This is a genomic window from Streptomyces sp. NPDC085596 (genome assembly GCF_044541565.1).
GTDB lineage: Bacteria > Actinomycetota > Actinomycetes > Streptomycetales > Streptomycetaceae > Streptomyces.
Genome location: NZ_JBITTC010000002.1, coordinates 886,516 through 907,278, shown reverse-complemented (window position 1 = coordinate 907,278; position 20,763 = coordinate 886,516). Strand labels below are relative to the sequence as shown.

General features: G+C 71.9%; 19 protein-coding genes. 15 read left to right on the top strand and 4 right to left on the bottom strand.

Annotated features, from left to right (window positions below):
• Positions 1-63: 63 nt before the first annotated feature.
• The gene (locus ACIGA3_RS09610) at positions 64-597 is read right to left on the bottom strand and encodes a TerD family protein (protein ID WP_399712223.1); all 534 of its coding nucleotides are present in this window, start codon (positions 595-597) and stop codon (positions 64-66) included.
• A gap of 151 nt (positions 598-748) precedes the next feature.
• Between ACIGA3_RS09610 and ACIGA3_RS09605 the strand changes: the two genes are divergently transcribed.
• The 5 genes from ACIGA3_RS09605 (at position 749) to ACIGA3_RS09585 (ending at position 4,506) form a co-directional block, all read left to right on the top strand.
• Positions 749-1,354 (top strand): YdbC family protein, encoded by a 606-nt coding sequence (locus tag ACIGA3_RS09605; protein ID WP_399712220.1) that lies wholly within the window; start codon positions 749-751, stop codon positions 1,352-1,354.
• An 81-nt stretch (positions 1,355-1,435) separates the two neighbouring features.
• Positions 1,436-2,095 (top strand): histidine phosphatase family protein, encoded by a 660-nt coding sequence (locus ACIGA3_RS09600; RefSeq protein ID WP_399712218.1) that lies wholly within the window; start codon positions 1,436-1,438, stop codon positions 2,093-2,095.
• A 12-nt stretch (positions 2,096-2,107) separates the two neighbouring features.
• Positions 2,108-3,019, top strand: a complete 912-nt coding sequence (locus ACIGA3_RS09595; protein ID WP_399712216.1) for an ADP-ribosylglycohydrolase family protein — start codon at positions 2,108-2,110, stop codon at positions 3,017-3,019.
• An 84-nt stretch (positions 3,020-3,103) separates the two neighbouring features.
• Positions 3,104-3,805 carry a ribonuclease HII gene (locus ACIGA3_RS09590; RefSeq protein WP_399712213.1) on the top strand — a complete coding sequence of 234 codons (702 nt, stop codon included), beginning with the start codon at positions 3,104-3,106 and terminating at the stop codon, positions 3,803-3,805.
• Positions 3,806-3,873: 68 nt separating this feature from the next.
• Positions 3,874-4,506 carry a hypothetical protein gene (locus ACIGA3_RS09585; RefSeq protein WP_399712210.1) on the top strand — a complete coding sequence of 211 codons (633 nt, stop codon included), beginning with the start codon at positions 3,874-3,876 and terminating at the stop codon, positions 4,504-4,506.
• Positions 4,507-4,678: 172 nt separating this feature from the next.
• Here ACIGA3_RS09585 and ACIGA3_RS09580 read toward each other — a convergent pair whose 3' ends face one another.
• Together ACIGA3_RS09580 and ACIGA3_RS09575 are read right to left on the bottom strand one after the other, a co-directional pair.
• The gene (locus tag ACIGA3_RS09580; RefSeq protein WP_399712208.1) at positions 4,679-5,299 is read right to left on the bottom strand and encodes a hypothetical protein; all 621 of its coding nucleotides are present in this window, start codon (positions 5,297-5,299) and stop codon (positions 4,679-4,681) included.
• 249 nt (positions 5,300-5,548) lie between these two features.
• The gene (locus tag ACIGA3_RS09575) at positions 5,549-6,253 is read right to left on the bottom strand and encodes a ScbR family autoregulator-binding transcription factor (RefSeq protein WP_399712206.1); all 705 of its coding nucleotides are present in this window, start codon (positions 6,251-6,253) and stop codon (positions 5,549-5,551) included.
• A gap of 190 nt (positions 6,254-6,443) precedes the next feature.
• Here ACIGA3_RS09575 and ACIGA3_RS09570 point away from each other — a divergent pair, with 190 nt between their 5' ends.
• The 10 genes from ACIGA3_RS09570 to ACIGA3_RS09525 all read left to right on the top strand — a co-directional run bounded on the left by ACIGA3_RS09570 (position 6,444) and on the right by ACIGA3_RS09525 (position 20,402).
• Positions 6,444-7,430 carry a ScbA/BarX family gamma-butyrolactone biosynthesis protein gene (locus tag ACIGA3_RS09570; protein WP_399712203.1) on the top strand — a complete coding sequence of 329 codons (987 nt, stop codon included), beginning with the start codon at positions 6,444-6,446 and terminating at the stop codon, positions 7,428-7,430.
• A complete protein-coding gene (locus ACIGA3_RS09565; RefSeq protein ID WP_399712200.1) occupies positions 7,427-8,413 on the top strand; it encodes an NAD-dependent epimerase/dehydratase family protein in 987 nt (328 codons plus the stop codon). The genes ACIGA3_RS09570 and ACIGA3_RS09565 overlap by 4 nt, the downstream gene beginning before the upstream one ends.
• 105 nt (positions 8,414-8,518) lie before the next feature.
• Positions 8,519-9,793: an MFS transporter gene (locus ACIGA3_RS09560; protein ID WP_399712199.1), complete on the top strand. Its 1,275-nt coding sequence runs from the start codon at positions 8,519-8,521 to the stop codon at positions 9,791-9,793.
• Positions 9,794-9,844: 51 nt separating this feature from the next.
• On the top strand, positions 9,845-12,007 hold the full coding sequence (locus ACIGA3_RS09555; protein WP_399712196.1) for a RecQ family ATP-dependent DNA helicase: 2,163 nt from the start codon (positions 9,845-9,847) through the stop codon (positions 12,005-12,007).
• A 129-nt stretch (positions 12,008-12,136) separates the two neighbouring features.
• Positions 12,137-13,597: a DUF4192 domain-containing protein gene (locus tag ACIGA3_RS09550; RefSeq protein ID WP_399712194.1), complete on the top strand. Its 1,461-nt coding sequence runs from the start codon at positions 12,137-12,139 to the stop codon at positions 13,595-13,597.
• A 105-nt stretch (positions 13,598-13,702) separates the two neighbouring features.
• A complete protein-coding gene (locus tag ACIGA3_RS09545) occupies positions 13,703-14,461 on the top strand; it encodes an NUDIX domain-containing protein (RefSeq protein ID WP_393911921.1) in 759 nt (252 codons plus the stop codon).
• Positions 14,462-14,621: 160 nt separating this feature from the next.
• Positions 14,622-16,406 carry an ATP-binding cassette domain-containing protein gene (locus ACIGA3_RS09540; RefSeq protein ID WP_399712191.1) on the top strand — a complete coding sequence of 595 codons (1,785 nt, stop codon included), beginning with the start codon at positions 14,622-14,624 and terminating at the stop codon, positions 16,404-16,406.
• Positions 16,407-16,568: 162 nt separating this feature from the next.
• Positions 16,569-17,456, top strand: coding sequence for a FadR/GntR family transcriptional regulator (locus ACIGA3_RS09535; RefSeq protein ID WP_399712189.1), 888 nt, complete (start codon positions 16,569-16,571; stop codon positions 17,454-17,456).
• Between the two features lie 436 nt (positions 17,457-17,892).
• Positions 17,893-19,419: an RNA polymerase sigma factor gene (locus tag ACIGA3_RS09530; RefSeq protein WP_399712186.1), complete on the top strand. Its 1,527-nt coding sequence runs from the start codon at positions 17,893-17,895 to the stop codon at positions 19,417-19,419.
• Between the two features lie 122 nt (positions 19,420-19,541).
• Positions 19,542-20,402: a serine protease gene (locus ACIGA3_RS09525; RefSeq protein WP_399712183.1), complete on the top strand. Its 861-nt coding sequence runs from the start codon at positions 19,542-19,544 to the stop codon at positions 20,400-20,402.
• Between the two features lie 112 nt (positions 20,403-20,514).
• Here ACIGA3_RS09525 and ACIGA3_RS09520 read toward each other — a convergent pair whose 3' ends face one another.
• Positions 20,515-20,745 carry a hypothetical protein gene (locus ACIGA3_RS09520; protein ID WP_399712180.1) on the bottom strand — a complete coding sequence of 77 codons (231 nt, stop codon included), beginning with the start codon at positions 20,743-20,745 and terminating at the stop codon, positions 20,515-20,517.
• Positions 20,746-20,763: the final 18 nt, after the last annotated feature.

Genomic DNA, 20,763 nt, shown 5'->3' with positions numbered 1-20,763 from the left:
ATTCAACAGCGCACCACTGACAACGCCCCGGCCGGCGGACGAGCGGCCGGGGCGCGGCAGGGCTCAAGTGCGACGTCTGGTTCCCATGACCCGGGTGAAGGCCGCCGGGTCCTCGTCGAAGCCGTGGATGCCCGCGTGGAAGGTCCATTCGCCCGAGGCGTCCCGCGCGAACTCGGCGACCACGGCCGCCGTGGCGTCCGCGGCGGTGCTGAAGTCGGCCTCGGAGAGGGTCGTGTAGCCCTCGCTGACGCGGACGGCCGGGTTCAGGACCGAGGCGAACGTGGCGCGGGTGTCGTTCTGCCGGATGACGACGCCGACCACCACGCGCGCGTAGCGGCCGTCCAGGCGCTGGAGTTCGAGGTTCATGACCTCGTCCCAGCCGAACCCCTTGCCGTCGGGGCTGTCCCGGTCGAGGAAGATCGTGCCGTCCGGGGAACGGCTGTCGAAGTGCACCAGATAGGCCGGTTCCCCGTAAGCGTCGTCCGCCGTGAACGTCGCGGCGACGATGTCCAGGTCGGAGGGCGGCCGTCCCGCCGGACTGGGGTCCCACTTGAGCGCGACCTCGACCTCGCGGATTCCCTTGCTGAACCCGGTCACCAGGCTTCCCCTTCCCCCTGAAGCGCCATCATTCCCAACTCCCTTGCCGTCAGGACTCCTTGCCCATCGTGTCACGCATACGGCACGGGTGCGCGGGTGATCTCCGCCAGAGCGTGACCGACGCCACCCCCACTGGCCTTACGATGGCGCGGTGCTGGTCAAGTGGATGCGCTGCACCTTGGTGGACCGCCGCGGCTTCGAGCGCGGGCAGCGGAAATGGGCGGGGCTTCTGGGGGAGCCGGGGTTTCGGGGACAGGGCGGAGGCTGGAGCCGGCAGCGGCCGGGAGTGGCGCACATCTTCACCTTCTGGGAGAGCAGGGCGTTCTACGACTCCTTCATGGCCCGCTCGCACGACCGGCTGGCCGCGTCCCAGTCCGGCACGTTCAAGGACGCCCAGGTCAAGCTGTTCGAGTACCGCTTCGACGTGAAGACCGGCTTCGAACCCCGGTTCACCGACGCCGACCTGGTCCGGGTGGCCCTCAGCCGGGTGCGCGAGGAGCGCGTCGAGCACTTCACGCTGATGCAGGAGAAGGTCTGGAACCCGGCGATGGCCGGCTCGCCCGGCATGATCCGGGGCATGTTCGGCGAGGGACCCGAAAACGACTTCCTGGTCCTGTCGATGTGGCGTTCCGCGGCCGAACACGGAAAGTACCGGACCGAACGCGTGGAGCGGCTGGCACTGCGCGCCCAGACCGAGGCCGACATCGCCTCCCTCACCGGCGACATCGTGGAACTGGAGCCCTCCTGGACGGTCTGAGGCGCCCGGGCGATGTGACCTACGCCGTATGAAGGCCGCATGAGTGCCCGGCCCCGCTCCGCTCCCCGTAGGGTTTCCGGCATGGCACGACCACGGCGCATCGTCCTTGTCCGGCACGGAGAGTCAGTGGGCAACGTCGATGACTCCGTGTACGAGCGCGAGCCCGACCACGCCCTCGCGCTGACCGACCGCGGCCGCCGGCAGGCCGAGGAGACCGGCAGGCACCTGAGGGAACTCTTCGGCCAGGAACGCGTGAGCGTCTACGTCTCCCCGTACCGCCGCACCCACGAGACCCTGGACACCTTCCGCCTCGACCCCGACTTCATACGCGTGCGCGAGGAACCCCGGCTGCGCGAGCAGGACTGGGGCAACTGGCAGGAACGCGACGACGTACGGCTGCAGAAGGCGTACCGGGACGCGTACGGGCACTTCTTCTTCCGGTTCCCGCAGGGCGAGTCCGGCGCCGATGTGTACGACCGCGTCGGCGGCTTCCTGGAGAGCCTGTTCCGCAGCTTCGAGGAGCCCGACCACCCGCCGAACGTCCTCCTGGTGACGCACGGGCTGGCCATGCGGCTGTTCTGCATGCGGTGGTTCCACTGGACGGTGGCGGACTTCGAGTCCCTGTCGAATCCTGGGAACGCGGAGGTGCGCATGCTCGTTCTCGGGGAGGACGGCAAGTACGCCCTGGACCGGCCCTTCGAGCGCTGGCGGGACCCGGTGCCGCACTGGATCGACGGATAGAGTGGCGGGAAGATGATCCCTGATTCCTCCTCCGGCTCCGCCCGGCGCCTGGAGCGCGCCCTGTCCAGCCTGCGCGGCCTCGCGGTGGGCGACGCGCTCGGCTCCCAGTTCTTCGTCCCGGTGAACCACCCGCTGCTGGGGCGCCGTGAGCTGCCCGCCGGCCTCTGGCAGTGGACCGACGACACGGAGATGGCCTGCTCCGTCGTATCGGTTCTCGCCGCTCACCAGATGGTCCACCAGGACGAACTCGCCCGCTCCTTCGCCGATCACCACGACTTCGACCGGGGCTACGGCCCCGCCGTGAACCGGCTGCTCCGGCTCGTCCGCGAGGGCGCCGACTGGCGCGAACTGGCCGCCCAGCTCTTCGAGGGCCGGGGCTCCTGGGGCAACGGCGCCGCGATGCGCATCGCGCCCCTGGGCGCCTGGTACGCGGACGACCCCGAGCAGGCGACGCACCAGGCCGAGATCTCCGCCTACACCACCCATCAGCACCGTGAGGCGGTGGCCGGGGCCATGGCCGTGGCCGCTGCCGCCGCCCTGGCCGCCGCTCCGGGCGGGCCGCCGAGCCCCGAGGACCTGCTGGACGGCGTGATCGCCCTGGTCCCCAGGAGCGCCGTGGGCGCCGGGCTGCGCCGCGCGCGGGACATGCTCGACTACGGGGACGCGGCGACCGTCGCGGCGGTCCTCGGCTGCGGGCGCCGGACCAGCGCGCACGACACCGTCCCGTTCGCCCTGTGGTCGGCCGCGCGGGCCCTCGGTGACTTCGAGCACGCCTTCTGGACGACCGCCCAGGTGGGCGGCGACGTGGACACGACCTGCGCGATCGTCGGCGGCATCCTGGCGTCCGGCAAGGCGGGAGCACCGCCCGCGGCCTGGGTGGAGCGGACCGAGTCGCTGCCCGAGTGGGTGCCGGTCCGCGTCTGAGGAACGGGCCGCTGCTGTGATGTTTCCGGCTAGGAGGGGCCGGGGTGTCGAGGCGGTGGCAGGGCGGCGTAGTCTAAGTGCGCCATGCCGTACGAACCACCCACTCATACCGTCGAGCGCTCCCTCCGCGCCACGACCGGGGCGAAGGTCATTGCCGGCGTCGACGAAGTGGGGCGGGGTGCCTGGGCCGGACCCGTCACCGTCTGCGCGGCGATCACCGGACTGCGCCGCCCGCCCGAGGGCTTGACCGACTCCAAACTGCTGACGGTCAAGCGGCGTGCGGAACTGGACGGGATACTGCGGTCATGGGTGACGGCCTTCGCCCTCGGTCACGCCTCTCCGGAGGAGATCGACGACCTGGGCATGACCGCCGCGCTGCGGCTGGCCGCCGTCCGTGCCCTGGAAGCCCTGCCGGTCCGGCCCGAGGCCGTCATCCTCGACGGCAAGCACGACTACCTCGGCGCGCCCTGGCGGGTGCGCACGGTGATCAAGGGCGACCAGTCCTGCGTGGCCGTCGCGGCGGCCTCGGTGATCGCCAAGGTGTACCGCGACAAAATGATGGCCGAACTCGGTGCCGGCCATGCAGACTTCGCCTTCGCGGACAATGCCGGGTATCCGTCGCCCGTGCACAAGGCCGCACTGGCGGAGCGGGGCCCCACCCCGTACCACCGTCTGTCGTGGGCGTATCTTGATGCGCTGCCCCGGTGGCGGCACCTCAAGAAGGTCCGCAGCCTGGCGGACGGCGGCGTCCCGGTGATCGAGGGCCAGCTCGGCTTCGATTTCTGACGCTTCCGCCCGCGCCGATGTGCCGCCCGGCCATCGGTGTCGTACTAACGTTTGATAAAAATCAGCTCATGCCTCTCCTTCCCGAGGAGCCTCAGATTCACGAGAGTGCCCAGGGTCCCGTTGCGACTCCGGCCAGCAGCCGCGTCGCACCGACCCCTCGTCCCGTACCCGGCCCCCGCCCAGCGGCTTCGGCCCGCCCCGGTCGTCCCGGCCCCCCGCGGCCCGCGCCGCCGGCGCAGCGCGCGCCGCGTGACGTGGCTCCGGCCAAGCCGAGCCCGTCGGGCCCGGCCGCTCCCTCCGCGCCCGCGGCCAGTCCCCAGATCCAGCTGATCCCGGCCTCGGCCGAGGGTGCGCTCGACGCCGCCGAGGAGGCGCTGGACCTGCTGCTGGACAACGGCCGCGCCCCCGGCGAGGTGCTGGTGCTCACCACCGGTGCCCGGCACCCGTGGGCCGAGCACGAACTGTCCTTCGGCGAAGCGCCCTACTGGGCGCAGTACGACGCCGGTGACGACGTCTTCTACGCCGACGGCGCCGTGGCCGCCCGTGCCGCCTCCCGGCCCGTGGTCGTCGTGGCCGTCAACGGAGGCTCCGCCGACGCCGTGGCCACGGTCCTTCCGCTGGCCCACGCGCGGGCCGGAACCCTGTTGATCGTCTGCGGCGACCCGCAGCAGATCAACTCGGTGCTGGGCGCCGGGGTCTGACCCCTACCGCGTGACTGACGGCGCCGCGCGCGCCGGACAGCCGCTCTGCCGAGACGAGGCAGCAGGCGGCTGCTCGGCCCGCACGGCGCCGCAGTGTCGTCCAGGGGCCGACGAGGGCCCGTCCAGGGCCCGCCTAGGGCCCGAAGTGTCCGGCGCCGCTGCCGAGTTCGGCTCAGCGGGCAGCGACCCGGCGCATGACCTCCGAGACCGGGCCGCCGGTGCGCGGCACCAGGGGTGGTGACTCCGACAGGGCGAAGGGCTCCGGAGCGGAGTGCGCGTTCGGATGGCGTCCGCCGCGTCCCTCGCCGAGTACCTGCCAGCCGTCGTGCGTCAGCGTGATGTAGGCGCCGCAGCGCAGCCCGTGCAGCGTGCAGGCGTCACGCAGCCCCCACATCCAGGCGCCGTCCTCCTCCGTCCAACGCGCGTCGCCCTCGCGGCAGTACAGCAGCACGGCGGTGCGCACCGGGGTGCGGCGGCGCAGGTCGTGGGGGATGATCCGGCGCAACTGGTCCAGCAGCGCGTTGCGGAACATCCAGCCGTCCGCCGGGGCGGAACGCCGGGTGAACGAGGCGCTGGCGTGCAGCCGTTCGTCCGCGTCCAGGACGGCCACGATCGCGGTGGACGGCTTGGGGCGGTGGCGGACGTGCAGGCCGCTGACGACCTCGCGCGGGTTGCGCAGCAGGGGGATTCCGGCGGCGGCCCACTCGGCGGGTTCGAGCAGACGGCTGACGGAAGCGGCGGACGCGGACGTCGACAACGAGGCCGCCGAGGACGAGGCGAATCCGAAGGTCACGTTCCTCCCTTCGGCTACGCGCCCACACTGCGGGCGAGGTCGGATTCGGGGGAGCGCGCACCGCAGTAAAGCCCAACCGGGACACGGGGAGCCGTGCGGGGAGCGGACTTCAATTCTTCCTGTCGAACTTGGATGCGGCAACGAGCAATTGAGGCTGCCGACGCTTATCTGGTGGTCCGGGGCTTATATCCCTACCCGCAGAGGCCGTTGATGACGCCTGGGGCAGCTTGGTGTGCGGAGATGGGCGCCTCAGGCGCTGATGCGAGCGGAGTCGTCACCCTCGTCGTCCGCGCTCTCCTCCACTTCCACGGGCCGCTGGGCCAGCAGGCGTTCGGCGCGGTCGGGGGCGAGGTCCAGGGTGGGCATCAGCTGGGGGAGGGTGATGCTGGGCAGGAGGTGCCGCAGCAGGACCGTCACCCGCTCGCTGAGGTCCGCGCGCTCGCACAGGATCTGCGACATCCACTGGATGCCGGTGAAGGCGCCGGCCAGCATGTCCGCGGTCTCCGCCGGATCGACGTGCGGCAGCAACTCCCCGCGCTCCCGCGCCTCCATGAGCAGCTGGGTGAGCCGGTTCGCCCAGGACTGGAACGGCGTGCCGTGGAACGGGTTGCTCCGCTCCGGCCCCTCTCCCCACTGGTCCATCGCCAGTCCGACACTGGCCCGCGTCAACGGGTCGTACCGCAGCTGGTGCGCGAACAGCAGCCCTTGGTCGATGAGTTCCTGCACCTTGGTGCGCTGCGGGGGCAGCGGGCCCACTTCCAGCTGGGCCGCGATCACCCCGAGGGCCAGCTCTTCCTTGGAGGCGAAGTGGAAGTAGAGGCCACCCTTCGTGACCCCGGCGCGCGCGAGGATCTCGGTGATCGTGGCGGCGCTGTAGCCGCGTTCGTCGAAGACGGCCGCCGCCGCCAGCAGGATCGTCTTGCGGGTCTGGATCGCGCGTGCTTGGCGTGCCATGGGCTGTCGCCCCTGTTTCTATGTCAGAGCTTGATCAGGTTCGCACACGAAGAGAACCGGACTGTCAGTATTTTGTCGAGGGGGAACGAGCTTTGATCGCACCGGACTCAAAGGGCAATCCATGTCTGAAGGCATTAGCTTCATAGCCGATCGCGCCGTCGTCGGCACCTCATCGGCCGGACGGACGGTCATGACGCAAGCCCCGGACCCCGCCGTACCGCCCGAGGAACAGACCGACCCGCTGGTTCTTGTACCGGACTCCGAGGACACCGGTCAACCTCTCGCGCGCGGCGGCCGGGCCACCGGCGAACTCGTCCACCGGCCGGACGCCGACGACGCCTTCCCCGTGGAGTGGAAGCGGCTGGCCGAACACCGCTACCTGGTCGCGGCCGACTGGCCCGCCGCCCATCGCTTCTTCGCCCCGCTCCCCGGTGGCGTCCAGGACCCCCTGCTGGTCGCGGAGACCATGCGGCAGACCGCGATGATGCTGGCCCACGCCGAGTACGGCGTCCCGGCCGACCATCACTTCGTCATGTGGGACATGGAATACGCCCTCGCCACCGCCGACTTCGGCCTCACCGGCGCCTCGGGCCGGATCGACGTCGTCGTGCGGTGCTCCGAGGTCCAGATGCGGGCCAGGAGCCTGGCCGGGATGAAGGTCCAGCTCCGCTTCCAGCGCGGCGGCCGTCTGCTGGCCACCAGTTCGGGAAGCCTCAGCTGCACCTCGGACCGGGCCTACCGCAGGCTGCGCGGCGACCGGCTGGCCGCCGCCGGCGACCCCGTACCGCTGCTGGACGCCGTACCGCCCGAGCGGGTCGGCCGGCGCGATGCCGGGGACGTCGTGCTCGCGCCGCCCGAGCAGGGGTCCGGCTGGCGGCTGCGGCTCGACACCGCCCATCCCACGCTCTTCGCGCGGGCCAACGACCACGTCCCCGGCATGGTGCTGCTGGAGGCCGCCCGGCAGGCCGCCGTCGCGCTTGCTCCCGAGGGCCGCTTCCTGCCCGCCTCGCTGGCGATCGCCTTCCACCGGTACGCCGAACTGGCCGAGCCGTGTCTTGTCCGCGCCCGGCGCGAAACCTCTCCCGAGGGTGATGTCTCGGTCCACGTGGAGGGTGTCCAGAGCGGCGAGGCCGTCTTCACGGCCACCCTCGGCGGCACCCCGGAGGTGGCCCGATGACCCGGCGCGTCCTCATCACCGGATCGAGCGGTTTCATCGGCGGGCACGTCCTGAGCGTCGCCCGCGCCGCCGAGGACGTACGGCTCCGGCTTCTCGTCCGCACGCCACCGGCCACGCCCGACCCCGCCGTCGAGTACGTGCACGGCGACCTCACCGACCCCGCCTCGCTGCGCGGCGCCTGCGCGGACGTGGACGCCGTCGTGCACTGCGCCGGGCGGATCGGCGGCGACGCGGAGCTGTTGCGCCAGGCCAACGACCTCGGCACCCGCGCCCTGGCGGAAGAGGTGCGGCGGGCCGGAGTCGCGCGGTTCGTGTACCTCGGTACGGCCGCCGTACACGGACGCGGGCCCTTCCACGAGATCCGGCCCGGCGAGGTGCCCCTCGCCCCGGCCTCCGACACCAGCCGCACCCGCGCGGCCGCCGAGGAGCACGTCCTCGCGGCGGGCGGAACGGTTCTGCGCCCCCACCTCGTCCACGGCAGGGGGGACCGCTGGGTGATCCCCGGCATCCTGGCTCTGCTGCGCACCCTGGGCGGCCTGCCGGACGGCTGGGCCGGGCTCCAGTCGATGATCGACGTGGACACCCTGGGGCGCATCGCGTTCGCCGCGGCCACGACGGGCCCCGCGGACGGTGTGGGACGCGTCCACTACGTCAGCCATCCGGACCCCGTGCCGGGGGAGTCGCTGCTGTCCACCGTGGCCGAGACGTTCGGGCTCTTCGCCCGCGACGCCCCGCGCGTCCCGGCCGAGACCGCCCGGCAACGGGTCCACGACCACCCCGCCGCCCGGCATCACCTCGGCATGCTCGCCGCCGACCACTGGTTCACCGACGAACTGCTCTGGAGCGGGCTCGGCATCGAGCCGGGCGCCGGATTCGCCTCGCGCTTCCCCAAGTACGCCGACTGGTATCGCGGCCAGGCCGGGTTGCCGCCGCTGGAATCCGGGCGTCGACCGGTGACGGCGGGGTTTGAGGGGACGCGGTGAGTTAAGGCGGCGTTTTCAGATCCCGGCCACGCGCACGTGGCCGGGATCTGTGTCGCGCGCGGCGCGGCTCGGCCCACATCCGGACGCCCCTGGTAGGACCGGATCATGACGCCAGGAACCGGCCGCCACCTGCTCGCCACCAGTCTGTGCTCCCTCAAGGTGCGCAACTTCCGGCTCTTCGCGGCCGGCCAGGTCGCCTCGGCCACCGGCACCTGGATGATGGCGGTCGCCCAGGACTGGCTCGTACTGGAGCTGACCGGCAACTCCGGCGCGGCCCTCGCCACCGTCACCGCCCTCCAGTTCACCCCGGTCCTCCTGCTGACCCTGTATGGCGGCCGGCTCGCCGACCGGTACGACAAACGCGCCCTGTTGACCGGCGCCAACATCGCCTCCGGCGTCTTCGCGCTGGCCCTCGGCCTGCTGGTGACCGCCGACGCGGCGCGGCTGTGGCACGTCTACGTCGCGGCCGCCGCGCTCGGCGTGGCCAACGCCGTGGAGGTACCGGCCCGGCTGTCCTTCATCACCGAACTCGTGGGCCCCGAACTGCTCCCCAACGCCTCCGCGCTCAGCGGCGCCTACTTCAACATCGCGCGCGTACTGGGCCCTTCGCTGGCCGGGCTGCTCATCCAGTGGTCGGGCACCGGCACCGCCATGCTCCTCAACGCCGCCAGCTACACGGCCACGGTCGCCGGACTGCGCGCCATGCGCCCGGCGGAGCTGCACCGCGCGCCCCGCCCGGCCACGCCCGCCCGCGTCACCGAGGGCCTGGCCCATCTGCGTACCCGGCCCGACCTGCTCACGACGCTCGCGCTGGTCGCTGCGGTCGCGCTCTTCGGCCTCAACCTGCCGTTGACACTGCCGCTCATGGCACGTGTCGTGTTCCACACCGAAGCCGCCTCCTTCGGGCTTCTCACCGCAGCGCTCGCCGGGGGCTCCCTGCTGGCCGCACTGGTCGGCACCCTGCGCCGGAGCCGCCCCTCGGCGCGGCTGGTGGCGGTCTGGGGATGCGCGTTCGGCGCGCTGGAGCTGATCACGGGGTGGGCGCCGAACCTGCCGGTCGCGCTGGTGCTGCTGGTGCCGACCGGATTCGCCTCGCTCTACTTCGTCCAGGCGGCGAACCACCGCATCCAACTGGGCGGCGACCCGGCCCACCGAGGCCGCGTGATGGCCCTCTACACCGTGATCCTGCAAGGCAGCACCCCGCTCGGCGCCCTCTTCGTCGGCGCCGCCACCCACACGCTCGGTGCGCGTTCGGGACTGTGGGCCGGCGGTCTGATCGCGCTGACCGCCGCCCTCGTGGCTCTGGCCACGGCCCATGACGACGCCCCCGTATCGGCGACCCGGCAGCCACAGGCCCGGCCGACCGGCAGTCGCCCGTGAGGGGCGGCCGGCGAGTGGCCGGATGTCGGTGCGGTGCGGTTGCATGGGGGCATGAACGACCTGGAGCAGCTGCGTACCGAAGCCGACACCGTCCTCGCCGAGCTGGTCGGCGCCCCGGAGGGGTCGGCGCGGCTGCGGGAGGACCAGTGGGAGGCGGTCAAGGCCCTGGTCGTGGACCGCCGTCGGGCCCTGGTCGTGCAGCGCACCGGCTGGGGCAAGTCGGCCGTGTACTTCGTGGCCACCGCCCTGCTCCGCCGTCGTGGCTCGGGTCCCACGGTGATCGTCTCGCCGCTGCTGGCGCTGATGCGCAACCAGGTCGAGTCGGCCGCGCGGGCCGGTATCCAGGCCCGCACCATCAACTCGGCCAACCCCGAGGAGTGGGACGTGATCCACGAGGAGGTGGAGCGCGGCGAGGTCGACGTGCTGCTGGTGAGTCCGGAACGGCTCAACTCCGTCGACTTCCGCGACCGCATGCTGCCCAAGCTGGCGGCCACCACCGGCCTGCTGGTCGTGGACGAGGCGCACTGCATCTCCGACTGGGGCCATGACTTCCGCCCCGACTACCGCAGGCTGCGCACCATGCTCCAGGAGCTGGCGCCGGGCGTGCCCGTGCTCGCCACCACCGCCACCGCCAACGCGCGCGTGACGGCTGACGTGGCCGAGCAGCTGGGCACCGGCGCGGGCGAGGCGCTGGTGCTGCGGGGGCGGCTGGACCGGGAGAGCCTGCGGCTCGGCGTGGTCCGGCTGCCGGACGCCGCGCACCGGCTGGCGTGGCTGGCGGAGCACCTCAACGATCTGCCGGGCTCCGGGATCATCTACACGCTGACCGTCTCGGCCGCCGAGGAGGTCACCGCCTACCTCCGCGCACGCGGCTTCGCCGTCGCCTCGTACACCGGCCGCACGGAGAACGCCGACCGCCAGCAGGCCGAGGCCGACCTGCAGGACAACCGCGTCAAGGCCCTGGTGGCGACCTCCGCGCTGGGCATGGGCTTCGACAAGCCGGACCTGGGCTTCGTGGTCCACCTCGGCTCGCCGTCCTCACCGATCTCCTACTACCAGCAGGTGGGCCGCGCGGGCCGAGGCGTCGAGCACGCCGACGTGCTGCTGCTGCCGGGCAAGGAGGACGAGGCGATCTGGCGGTACTTCGCCGAAGTCGCCTTCCCGCCCGAGGCACAGGTCCGCCAGACCCTGGCCGCCCTCGCCGACGCGGGCCGCCCCCTGTCCGTGCCCGCGCTGGAATCGCTGGTGGACCTGCGGCGCACCCGGCTGGAACTGATGCTGAAGGTGCTGGACGTGGACGGCGCCGTCCACCGTGTGAAGGGCGGCTGGACGGCCACCGGCGCTGACTGGGTCTACGACGCCGAACGCTACGCATGGGTCGCCCGCCAGCGCGCAGCCGAGCAGCAGGCCATGCGGGACTACGTCGGCACGGGCGAGTGCCGGATGGCGTTCCTGCGCCGCCAGCTGGACGACGTGGAGGTGACCCCGTGCGGGCGCTGCGACAACTGTGCGGGCGCCTGGGTCGACACGGCCGTCTCCGGCGAGGCGTTGTCGGCCGCCGCCGGTGAACTGGACCGGCCGGGCGTGGAGATCGAGCCGCGCCGCATGTGGCCCACCGGGATGCCCGCGCTGGGCATCGACCTCAAGGGCCGCATCCCGGCGAAGGAGCAGTGCGCCACCGGACGTGCTCTCGGGCGGCTCTCGGACATCGGCTGGGGCAACCGTCTGCGGCCGCTGCTGGCCGAGCAGACACCCGACGGTGCCGTCCCGGAGGACGTGCTGAAGGCCGTGGTGGAGGTCCTCGCCGACTGGGCGCGCTCGCCGGGCGGCTGGGCGTCGAGCACCCCGGACGCCATGGCCCGCCCGGTCGGCGTCGTCGCCATGCCCTCGCTGAACCGGCCCCAGCTCGTCGCGTCCCTCGCGGAACGGGTGGCCGCGATCGGACACCTGCCGTTCCTGGGGGCGCTCGCGTACACGGGGGAGGGCGGCGCACATCAGGCGCACCGCAGCAACTCCGCCCAGCGGCTCCAGGCGCTGGCCTCCGCGTTCACCGTGCCGGGGGATCTGGGGGCCGCTCTGGCCGCTGCTCCCGGCCCGGTGCTGCTCGTGGACGACCGGACCGAGTCCGGGTGGACCCTGGCGGTCGCGGCGCGGCTGCTGCGAAGGGCGGGGGCGGCGGAGGTTCTGCCGCTGGTGCTGGCCGCGGCTGGGTGAGGGGGCGGGGCGGGAACGGGATGGCGCCGGTCGAAGGGGCGGTGCGGGCCGGGGGCTGGTTGTCGTGTTCCTGATGCGACTTATCCACAGGCTCAAGCGGGATTTCGATATCCGCGGGATCGTCGGCGCATGACGAATCACGGCGAAACGACCGGACCCCTCGAAAACGGTGACATCACGGCGGGAGTGTCCTTCGATGGGCAAATCACGCCCGACACCCCGATCGCCCTGCGCACCCCGGCCGAGCTGGCCGACGCGCTGCCCTACCTTCTGGGGTACCGCCCGGAGGACAGCATGGTGCTGGTCAGCCTGCTCGACCGCGGCAACTTCGGTGGCCGTGCCCGCCTGGGCATTCCGGCCGGCGACGAGGACTGGCCGGCCGCGGCGCGGCAGATCGCCAGAGGGCTGGTGATCGGCGCCCGACGGCGCGGCACCCGGCCCGAGCGGATCGTGGCCTACGTCTGCCAGGAGCCACGACCAGGCGAGTCGGGACGGGACGTGATGCTCCGGCTCGCCCCGCTCGCCCAGTTGCTGCGCACGGAGTGCGGCGGTCTCGACGTACCGGTGATCGAGGCGCTGTGTGTCTCGGACACCCGCTTCTGGTCCTACGTCTGCCCGGTCGAGAGCTGCTGCCCGCCCGAGGGCACGCCGATGGGCATGCCGGGCACCTCGGCGATGGCGGCCGCGGCCACCTACGCCGGCATCCAGGTGCGCGGCTCGCTACGGGAGCTGCGCGCGAGGATGCAGCCCTGGGAGACCTCGGCCGCGCTGGAGCAGGAGGTCGCGCTGGACACCGCCGGCATGGCCCTGGTGCCCCGCATCCTGGACGACGCGAGCCGCGCCGAGGTGGCCGAGGAGACGCTGGACCTGGCCGAACGGATCATCCGCCGGTTCGCCGAGGCCGCGCCGGTGTCGGGCATCCACCCGGCGGACGTCCGCGACGACGCCCTCCTCGGGCACGACGAGGCGGCGACCCTCATCCTCGGCCTCCAGGACCGCACGACCCGCGACCGGGCGGCCGCTTGGATGGAGGGCGACGAAGGGCCTCCCGCCCTGCGGCTCTGGCGGGCGCTGGCCCGCCGCTGCGTCGGCCCGTACCGCGAGCACGCGGCGGCTCCGCTGACCCTGGCCGGGTGGGTCGCCTGGTCGACCGGCGACGAACTGGAGGCCCGCGAGGCCCTGGCCATGGCCCTCGGCGCGGACCCGGAGTACCTCTTCGCCCAACTCCTGCACCGGGCGTGCAACGAGGGCCTGGACCCGGAATCCATCCGCCGGTGCCTGCGCGTGGAGCGGGAAGGGCGGACGCCGGGGGAGGGGCTGCCGTCGACGGGGGCGAACCTTCCTGAGCAGAAGACCAGCTCCCAGCTCCCTCCGGGCGCGGCGCCCACCGCAAAAGAGGGTCTGGAGACGGACCCGGCCACCCCCGCCCGCCGAAAGCGCCGCCCCCGCTCCACGGGTCCCGGTGACACCGTCCCTGGCAACACCGGCCCTCGCACCCAGCGGCCGCAAGCCCGAAACCGACGCCCTACCCGCTCACACCCCGCCCCCTCCGGAGCCGGCAGGACGTGCCGCGACAGGGAGGACGGCTGAGCGGTCGCCCCGAACTGTCTGGTCCCTGCAATCGGTCCCTGCGGATTCACCGATCCTCCCAGCGAACGGAGTGTTTATCGTCAGGAAGACGACTATGATCGCGGCATGCCCTACGACCCGTCAGCGTTCCCGCCCTTCGCCGTCACCGTGGACCTGGTCGTGCTGACCGTGCGCCGCCACGCCCTGTGTGCGCTGGCGGTACGCCGGGGCGAGCCTCCTTTCCAGGGGCGGTGGGCCCTGCCCGGCGGTTTCGTGCGGGACGACGAGGACCTGTCCCAGGCGGCGGCGCGCGAGCTGACCGAGGAGACCGGGCTCTGCGCCCACGATCCGGCGACCCCGGCGCAGGACAACGGCGCCCACCTCGAACAGCTCGCCACGTACGGCGACCCGAAGCGGGACCCCCGTATGCGCGTGGTCAGCGTCGCCCACCTCGCCCTCGCGCCCGACCTCCCCGCCCCGCGCGCGGGCGGCGACGCGAGCAACGCGCGCTGGGCGCCGGTGGAGGAACTGCTCCAGCAAGGGGGCTACGCCCGCGACGGCGAACCGATGGCGCCCCTGGCCTTCGACCACGCCCAGATCCTCTCCGACGGAGTGGAACGCGCCCGCTCCAAGATCGAGTACTCGTCACTGGCCACCGCCTTCTGCCCGCCGGAGTTCACGGTCGGCGAGCTGCGCCGCGTCTACGAGGCGGTCTGGGGTGTGGCGCTCGACCCGCGCAACTTCCACCGCAAGGTCACCGGCACCCCCGGATTCCTCGTCCCCACGGGCGGCACCACCACGCGCCAGGGCGGCAGGCCCGCCCAGCTCTTCAGGGCGGGCGGCGCCACCCTGCTCAACCCCCCGATGCTCCGCCCCGAGGTCTGAGGCCGGGCGTCGAGCCGCGGCCGGAACGGCAGTTGGGCGGGGGTGCGAGCCGGGCGCTCATCGGGCAAGTGAGCCATGCAGGTTGACCCTCCGCCGAACAACTGCCGGACAGAAGGGGTGATACCCGAAAAACAGGACATAGGGCGCTATCTTGCGTCAGGTGATCCAGGCTGTCGGACTGACCAGTGATTCTCCCAAAGCCCAGCCACCCGCCGTCGAAGGCGTCTCCTTCGAAGCGCGCTCCGGCCATGTGACCGCCCTCCTCGGAGCAGCGGGAGCGGGCAAGACGACGGTGCTCAGGCTGATGCTCGAACTCCAGCGTGGGCGCGGCATCACCTACTTCAGAGGGCGCCCCCTGCACTGCATCGCCCACCCCTCGCGCGAGGTCGGCGTACTCCTCGGCGATGTGCCCGGACACCCCTCCCGTACCGTCCGGGGCCACCTGCGCATGCTCTGCGCGGCGGCCGGTGTCCCGGCCCGGCGGGCCGACGAAGTCCTCGAGGAGGTCGGCCTCGTCAGCCTCCGCGAGGAACGGCTCGGCACGCTGTCCCTCGGCATGGACCGCCGGCTCGGCCTGGCCTGCGCCCTGCTCCCCGACCCGCACACCCTCGTGCTGGACGAACCCGCCGCCGGACTCTCCACCCCCGAGGAGCACTGGCTGCACACCACGCTGCGGGAGTACGCCGATCAAGGCGGTGCCGTACTCCTCACGACCGCCGATGCCAAGGAGGCCGCCCGCAACGCCGATCATGTCCTCACCCTCGAAGCGGGCCGGATCGTCGCCGACCTGGACGCGGAGGAGTTCGCCCGCACCCGGCTCCGCCCCCGCGTCGCCGTCCGCAGCCCCCACGCCGCACGCCTGGCGAACCTGCTCACCAAGGAGGCCCGCACCGAACGGCGTTCCGTGGAAGTCGTCCGCGAGGAGGGCAACCGCCTCTCCGTGTACGGCAGCACCACCGCGGACATCGGAGAGACGGCCTTCCGCAACGGCATCCTCATCCACCAACTCGCCGATGAAGTCGGTGACATGCGGCCGGAGGGCGAGGAGGAGCCGGTGAGCGACGCCGAACCGGCCGGAGAGACGGACACCGCACTGCCGGAGTCCGCCGCTCCGGAGGAGGCCGAGACCGGTGAGGCCCCCGACCCCCTGCCGCTCCCCATCGCCGTCCGCTCCGTACGCAGCCCGCTCCGCCCCCTGCGTTATGAACTCAGGCGCGCCACCGGGATCAGCACCGGGTTCGTCGTCTGCGGGGTCGCCCTCGTGGTGTCCGCCGTCACCGCCGTGGTGCTGGCCCGTATCGGGCACACCCCGCAGGCGCGCCTGTTCGCCGCCTGGCCGCGTGAACTGCCACTGCCGCCCGTCGCGCTCGCGGCGGGGCTGCTAGGTGCGCTCGCCTTCGGGGACGAGTTCCGCCACCCCGCGCTGGCGGCGGATCGCGGCACCGTCCCGCGCCGGCTGGGGCTGCTCACCGCGAAGCTCGTCGTCTCCGGAATCACCGCCGGAATGCTGGCCTTTCTGGCTCTCGGCTGTGACGCCGAACTTCTCTATCTCGTCTATGGCCGGGAATTGGTCCAGGTGCCCGGCGACTGGCTGCCGTTGTGCGCGAGTTGGCTGGCGCTCGTGGTCGGCTGCGCGTGGTCCGGTGTGCTGGCGGCGGGGGTGTTCCGGTCGACCGCGGCGGGGCTCGCCGCCGTCCTCGCGGTGCCGGTGGCCGTCGTACCACTCGTGCACCGGATGTTCGAAGGTTCATATGTGCGAGCCGCAGCCGGAATGCACCTGCGGATGCGGGAGGTCCTCCTGCTCCAGTGGCCCTTCGGGGGCGAGCGCTATCTGCTCGGTCTGGCGCGTGTGATCGTTCAACCCGTAGGTGGCGCAATGACGTTGTCGCTCGCCGCGCTGCTGTGCGCGTACCTGATCACGACACTGCGTGCCCGGGCGAGATGACGCCCTGAGGTGCGGTTTCAGCGCCGCCGTGCACACAACTCCCCACAGAAAGCCCGTTTATTTCCGATAAGGCGTCAATTGCGACGGGGTGAGCGATCACCCTTTCGTGTGCTTTTCACCAAAGCCCTCAAGGCAGTTGGAGGCAGCGCCGACAAATGATGCGTGAGTACCCTTGCGCACACCATGATGACCGCCGCCCGCTCCGCCGACTCCGGCCTCGCCGGACCGGGCGAACTCGACCGCTACCCCTACGCCGAGGCCCCCATGGCCGACCGCGTGGTGGCGCCCGCCTGGGAGGGCGCCGATTCCGACCTGGGCCGCATGGGCCGGCGCGCCGCGGGCAGCCGCGGGCGTGGACTGCACGGCCAGCTCGTTCAGCAGCTGGGTCAGATGATCGTCTCCGGAGATCTGGGAGCCGACCGCCCGCTGGTGCCGGAGGAGATCGGCCAGCGTTTCGAGGTCTCCCGCACCGTCGTGCGTGAGTCCCTCCGCGTCCTGGAGGCCAAGGGCCTCGTCAGCGCCCGGCCGAACGTGGGTACCCGCGTGCGCCCGGTGAGCGACTGGAACCTGCTCGACCCGGACATCATCGAATGGCGCGCCTTCGGCCCGCAGCGCGACGACCAGCGCCGCGAGCTGAACGAGCTGCGCTGGACGATCGAGCCGCTCGCCGCCCGCCTCGCCGCCGGACACGGCCGGGAAGACGTGCAGCAGCGCCTCGTCGACCTGGTCGAGATCATGAGCCACGCCCTCGCCCAGGGTGACGCGCTGACCTTCTCGCGCGCCGACGCCGAATTCCACGCGTTGCTCATCCAGGTCGCGGCCAACCGGATGCTGGAGCACCTGTCCGGGATCGTCTCCGCCGCCCTCCAGGTCTCCGGCGGTCCCGCCACGGGATGCGAGCGGCCGACCGAGGCGTCCGTCGCACAGCACGCGCGGATCGTGGACGGGCTCGGCAGCGGCGACGGCGCCGTGGCCGAGGGGGCCATGCGGCAGCTGCTCGTGGTCCAGCCCGAGGTGGAGCGCGTGGTTCCCGCTCCGCGTGAGCACTGACGGCGAACGCGGACGGCGCGCCCGCCCGCGCGGCGCGCCCCAGTGATCGAGATGGCGGCACCGCGACCGGGGTCCCGCCGTCGCCGGACTCGGCCGGACTGTCACAATTCCGGCCGAGTCCGGCGGTGTGACGGGCCGCCCGGACCCGGCGAAGTGATCAAGACGGACTTGGCAGCGGACCGCTTCATTCACATCTGATCGCATTTGCCTGTTGACAGGGTGTGACTCGGGCCACGCGGATTGGGCGTAACGCTCCCGGAAACAGCGCGATGACCTAAGAGGTGAACAGCCGCGGAGGGAATACGGACGCCGTGCCAGGCGCTGTGTCTCTTCCCGGCCCCGCCCGCGCCGTCGGCCCATCCCCAGGCCGGTGGTCGGCTCCTGTCCATGCTGGACGGGGCCGAAAGCCGCTTTCCAACGTTCCGAGAGGTTGTTCGTGTCGGCCAGCACATCCCGTACGCTCCCGCCGGAGATCGCCGAGTCCGTCTCTGTCATGGCGCTCATTGAGCGGGGAAAGGCTGAGGGGCAGATCGCCGGCGACGATGTGCGTCGGGCCTTCGAAGCTGACCAGATTCCGGCCACTCAGTGGAAGAACGTACTGCGCAGCCTCAACCAGATTCTTGAGGAAGAGGGTGTGACGCTGATGGTCAGTGCCGCAGAGCCCAAGCGCACCCGCAAGAGCGTCGCAGCGAAGAGTCCGGCCAAGCGCACCGCCACCAAGACGGTCGCGGCGAAGACGGTGACCACCCGGAAGGCCACGGCCGCCCCGGCCACGTCCGCCGCCGCGGGTGACGACTCCGACGAAGCCGCCTCCGCCACGAAGGCCGCTGCCAAGAAGACCACGGCCAAGAAGACGGCCGCGAAGAAGACCACGGCCAAGAAGACGGCGGCCAAGAAGACCGGCGCCAAGAAGGACGACGCCGAGCTTCTCGAGGACGAGGCCGTCGAGGAGACCAAGTCCACCGACGAGCCCGAGGGCACCGAGGCCGCGGGCTTCGTGCTGTCGGACGAGGACGAGGACGACGCGCCCGCGCAGCAGGTCGCCGCGGCCGGCGCCACCGCCGACCCGGTCAAGGACTACCTGAAGCAGATCGGCAAGGTCCCCCTCCTCAACGCCGAGCAGGAAGTCGAGCTGGCCAAGCGCATCGAGGCCGGTCTGTTCGCCGAGGACAAGCTCGCCAATTCCGACAAGCTCGCCCCGAAGCTCAAGCGCGAGCTGGAGATCATCGCCGAGGACGGCCGCCGCGCCAAGAACCACCTGCTGGAGGCCAACCTCCGCCTGGTGGTCTCCCTGGCCAAGCGCTACACCGGCCGCGGCATGCTCTTCCTGGACCTCATCCAGGAGGGCAACCTCGGTCTGATCCGCGCGGTCGAGAAGTTCGACTACACCAAGGGCTACAAGTTCTCCACGTACGCCACCTGGTGGATTCGTCAGGCGATCACCCGCGCGATGGCCGACCAGGCGCGCACCATCCGTATCCCGGTGCACATGGTCGAGGTCATCAACAAGCTCGCGCGCGTGCAGCGCCAGATGCTCCAGGACCTGGGCCGCGAGCCCACCCCGGAGGAGCTGGCCAAGGAACTCGACATGACCCCGGAGAAGGTCGTCGAGGTCCAGAAGTACGGCCGCGAGCCCATCTCCCTGCACACCCCGCTGGGCGAGGACGGCGACAGCGAGTTCGGTGACCTCATCGAGGACTCCGAGGCCGTCGTACCCGCCGACGCCGTCAGCTTCACGCTCCTCCAGGAGCAGCTGCACTCGGTCCTCGACACCCTGTCCGAGCGCGAGGCCGGCGTCGTCTCGATGCGCTTCGGCCTCACCGACGGTCAGCCGAAGACGCTCGACGAGATCGGCAAGGTCTACGGCGTGACGCGTGAGCGCATCCGCCAGATCGAGTCGAAGACCATGTCCAAGCTGCGCCACCCCTCACGATCCCAGGTGCTGCGGGACTACCTCGACTAGACCGCGCCGGTTCGAACGCCGAAGGCCCGTCTCCCCTCGTGGGAGCCGGGCCTTCGTGCTGCGGGCCACCGTGTGCTGGATGACTCTGGGTGTTCCGGAACCACCCTGAGTGAGGAGTCCGCATGCGCCGTTCCGTTGTCCGGGCACTGATCCGGCCGCTCGCCCTGGCGGCCACGCTGACCGCGATACCCCTGATCGGTGCTGCTTCGGCCGCCGCCGACAGTGTCGTGGTCGGCGGCTTTCCGATAGATGTCTCCCAGGCCCCGTGGACGGTGGCGGTCTCTAGCCGTGACCGGTTCGGGGGTAGCCGGGCGGGCCAGTTCTGCGGCGGGGTGGCGATCGCGCCGACCACCGTCCTCACCGCCGCCCACTGTGTCGCCGACGACGTCCTGGGCGCGCCCCCGAACCGGGTGCGCGACCTGAAGATCATCGCCGGGCGTACCGACCTGCTGGCGGCAGACGGCCAGGAGACAGCCGTGCGGGAGGTGAAGGTCAACCCGGAGTACGACCCCGTCACCAACGCGGGGGACTACGCCGTCCTCACACTCGCCGAGCCGGTGCCGCAGAGCGCCGTCGTGTCCATGGCGGCGGCCGGCGACGCGGCGTACGCGCCCGGCACCGAAGCCCTGGTCTCGGGCTGGGGTGACACGAGCGGCGGGGGCGCGTACACGAACCGTCTGCGCGCCGCGCGCGTCCATGTGCTGGCCGACGACCTCTGCGCCCGCGCCTATCCGGGCGGACGGAACGGCACCTACAGCCCCGCCTCCATGCTCTGCGCGGGAGAGGCCGCCGGAGGACCGGACGCCTGCCAGGGCGACAGCGGCGGTCCGCTGGTCGCCGGGGGACGGCTGATCGGGCTGGTGTCCTGGGGGAGCGGGTGCGGACAGCCGGGGAGCCCCGGCGTCTACACCCGCGTGTCAGAGGTCGTGCGCACGCTGGAGCCGGCCGCGGAAGGGTCCCAGGAGGCCCCCAGGCGCCCCTGAGAGGGCCTGCGGCCCCCTTTCGGGTACGAGTACGGGCGGCTGCTCCTTCGGGGAAGCAGCCGCCCGTTCACCGGCCTGATGCCGGGGCTGGCTCGTCGGTTGGGTGCGAGATTCAGCGCTCTTCGGTGGCAGAGGTGCTGGGAACGGCAACCAGCCGTTCCGTCTCGTCCTGTATCTCAGCGGCGATCTTCTTGAGTTCCGGCTCGAACTTGCGCCCGTGGTGGGCACAGAAGAGCAGTTCTCCGCCGCTCAGCAGGACGACGCGCAGGTATGCCTGGGCGCCGCAGCGGTCGCAGCGATCGGCGGCCGTCAGCGGGCTCGCGGGGGTCAGAACAGTAGTCACGTCGCCTCTTCTCTAGCT

What these genes read in the sequence shown, in the direction of transcription:
- ACIGA3_RS09560 (WP_399712199.1), top strand. Translation starts at nt 8,519, where the DNA reads ATGACGCCAGGAACCGGCCGCCACCTGCTCGCCACCAGTCTGTGCTCC.
- ACIGA3_RS09525 (WP_399712183.1), top strand. Translation starts at nt 19,542, where the DNA reads ATGCGCCGTTCCGTTGTCCGGGCACTGATCCGGCCGCTCGCCCTGGCG.
- ACIGA3_RS09575 (WP_399712206.1), bottom strand. Translation starts at nt 6,253, where the DNA reads ATGGCACGCCAAGCACGCGCGATCCAGACCCGCAAGACGATCCTGCTG.
- ACIGA3_RS09595 (WP_399712216.1), top strand. Translation starts at nt 2,108, where the DNA reads ATGATCCCTGATTCCTCCTCCGGCTCCGCCCGGCGCCTGGAGCGCGCC.
- ACIGA3_RS09570 (WP_399712203.1), top strand. Translation starts at nt 6,444, where the DNA reads ATGACGCAAGCCCCGGACCCCGCCGTACCGCCCGAGGAACAGACCGAC.
- ACIGA3_RS09555 (WP_399712196.1), top strand. Translation starts at nt 9,845, where the DNA reads ATGAACGACCTGGAGCAGCTGCGTACCGAAGCCGACACCGTCCTCGCC.
- ACIGA3_RS09545 (WP_393911921.1), top strand. Translation starts at nt 13,703, where the DNA reads ATGCCCTACGACCCGTCAGCGTTCCCGCCCTTCGCCGTCACCGTGGAC.
- ACIGA3_RS09590 (WP_399712213.1), top strand. Translation starts at nt 3,104, where the DNA reads ATGCCGTACGAACCACCCACTCATACCGTCGAGCGCTCCCTCCGCGCC.
- ACIGA3_RS09600 (WP_399712218.1), top strand. Translation starts at nt 1,436, where the DNA reads ATGGCACGACCACGGCGCATCGTCCTTGTCCGGCACGGAGAGTCAGTG.
- ACIGA3_RS09585 (WP_399712210.1), top strand. Translation starts at nt 3,874, where the DNA reads ATGCCTCTCCTTCCCGAGGAGCCTCAGATTCACGAGAGTGCCCAGGGT.
- ACIGA3_RS09550 (WP_399712194.1), top strand. Translation starts at nt 12,137, where the DNA reads ATGACGAATCACGGCGAAACGACCGGACCCCTCGAAAACGGTGACATC.
- ACIGA3_RS09565 (WP_399712200.1), top strand. Translation starts at nt 7,427, where the DNA reads ATGACCCGGCGCGTCCTCATCACCGGATCGAGCGGTTTCATCGGCGGG.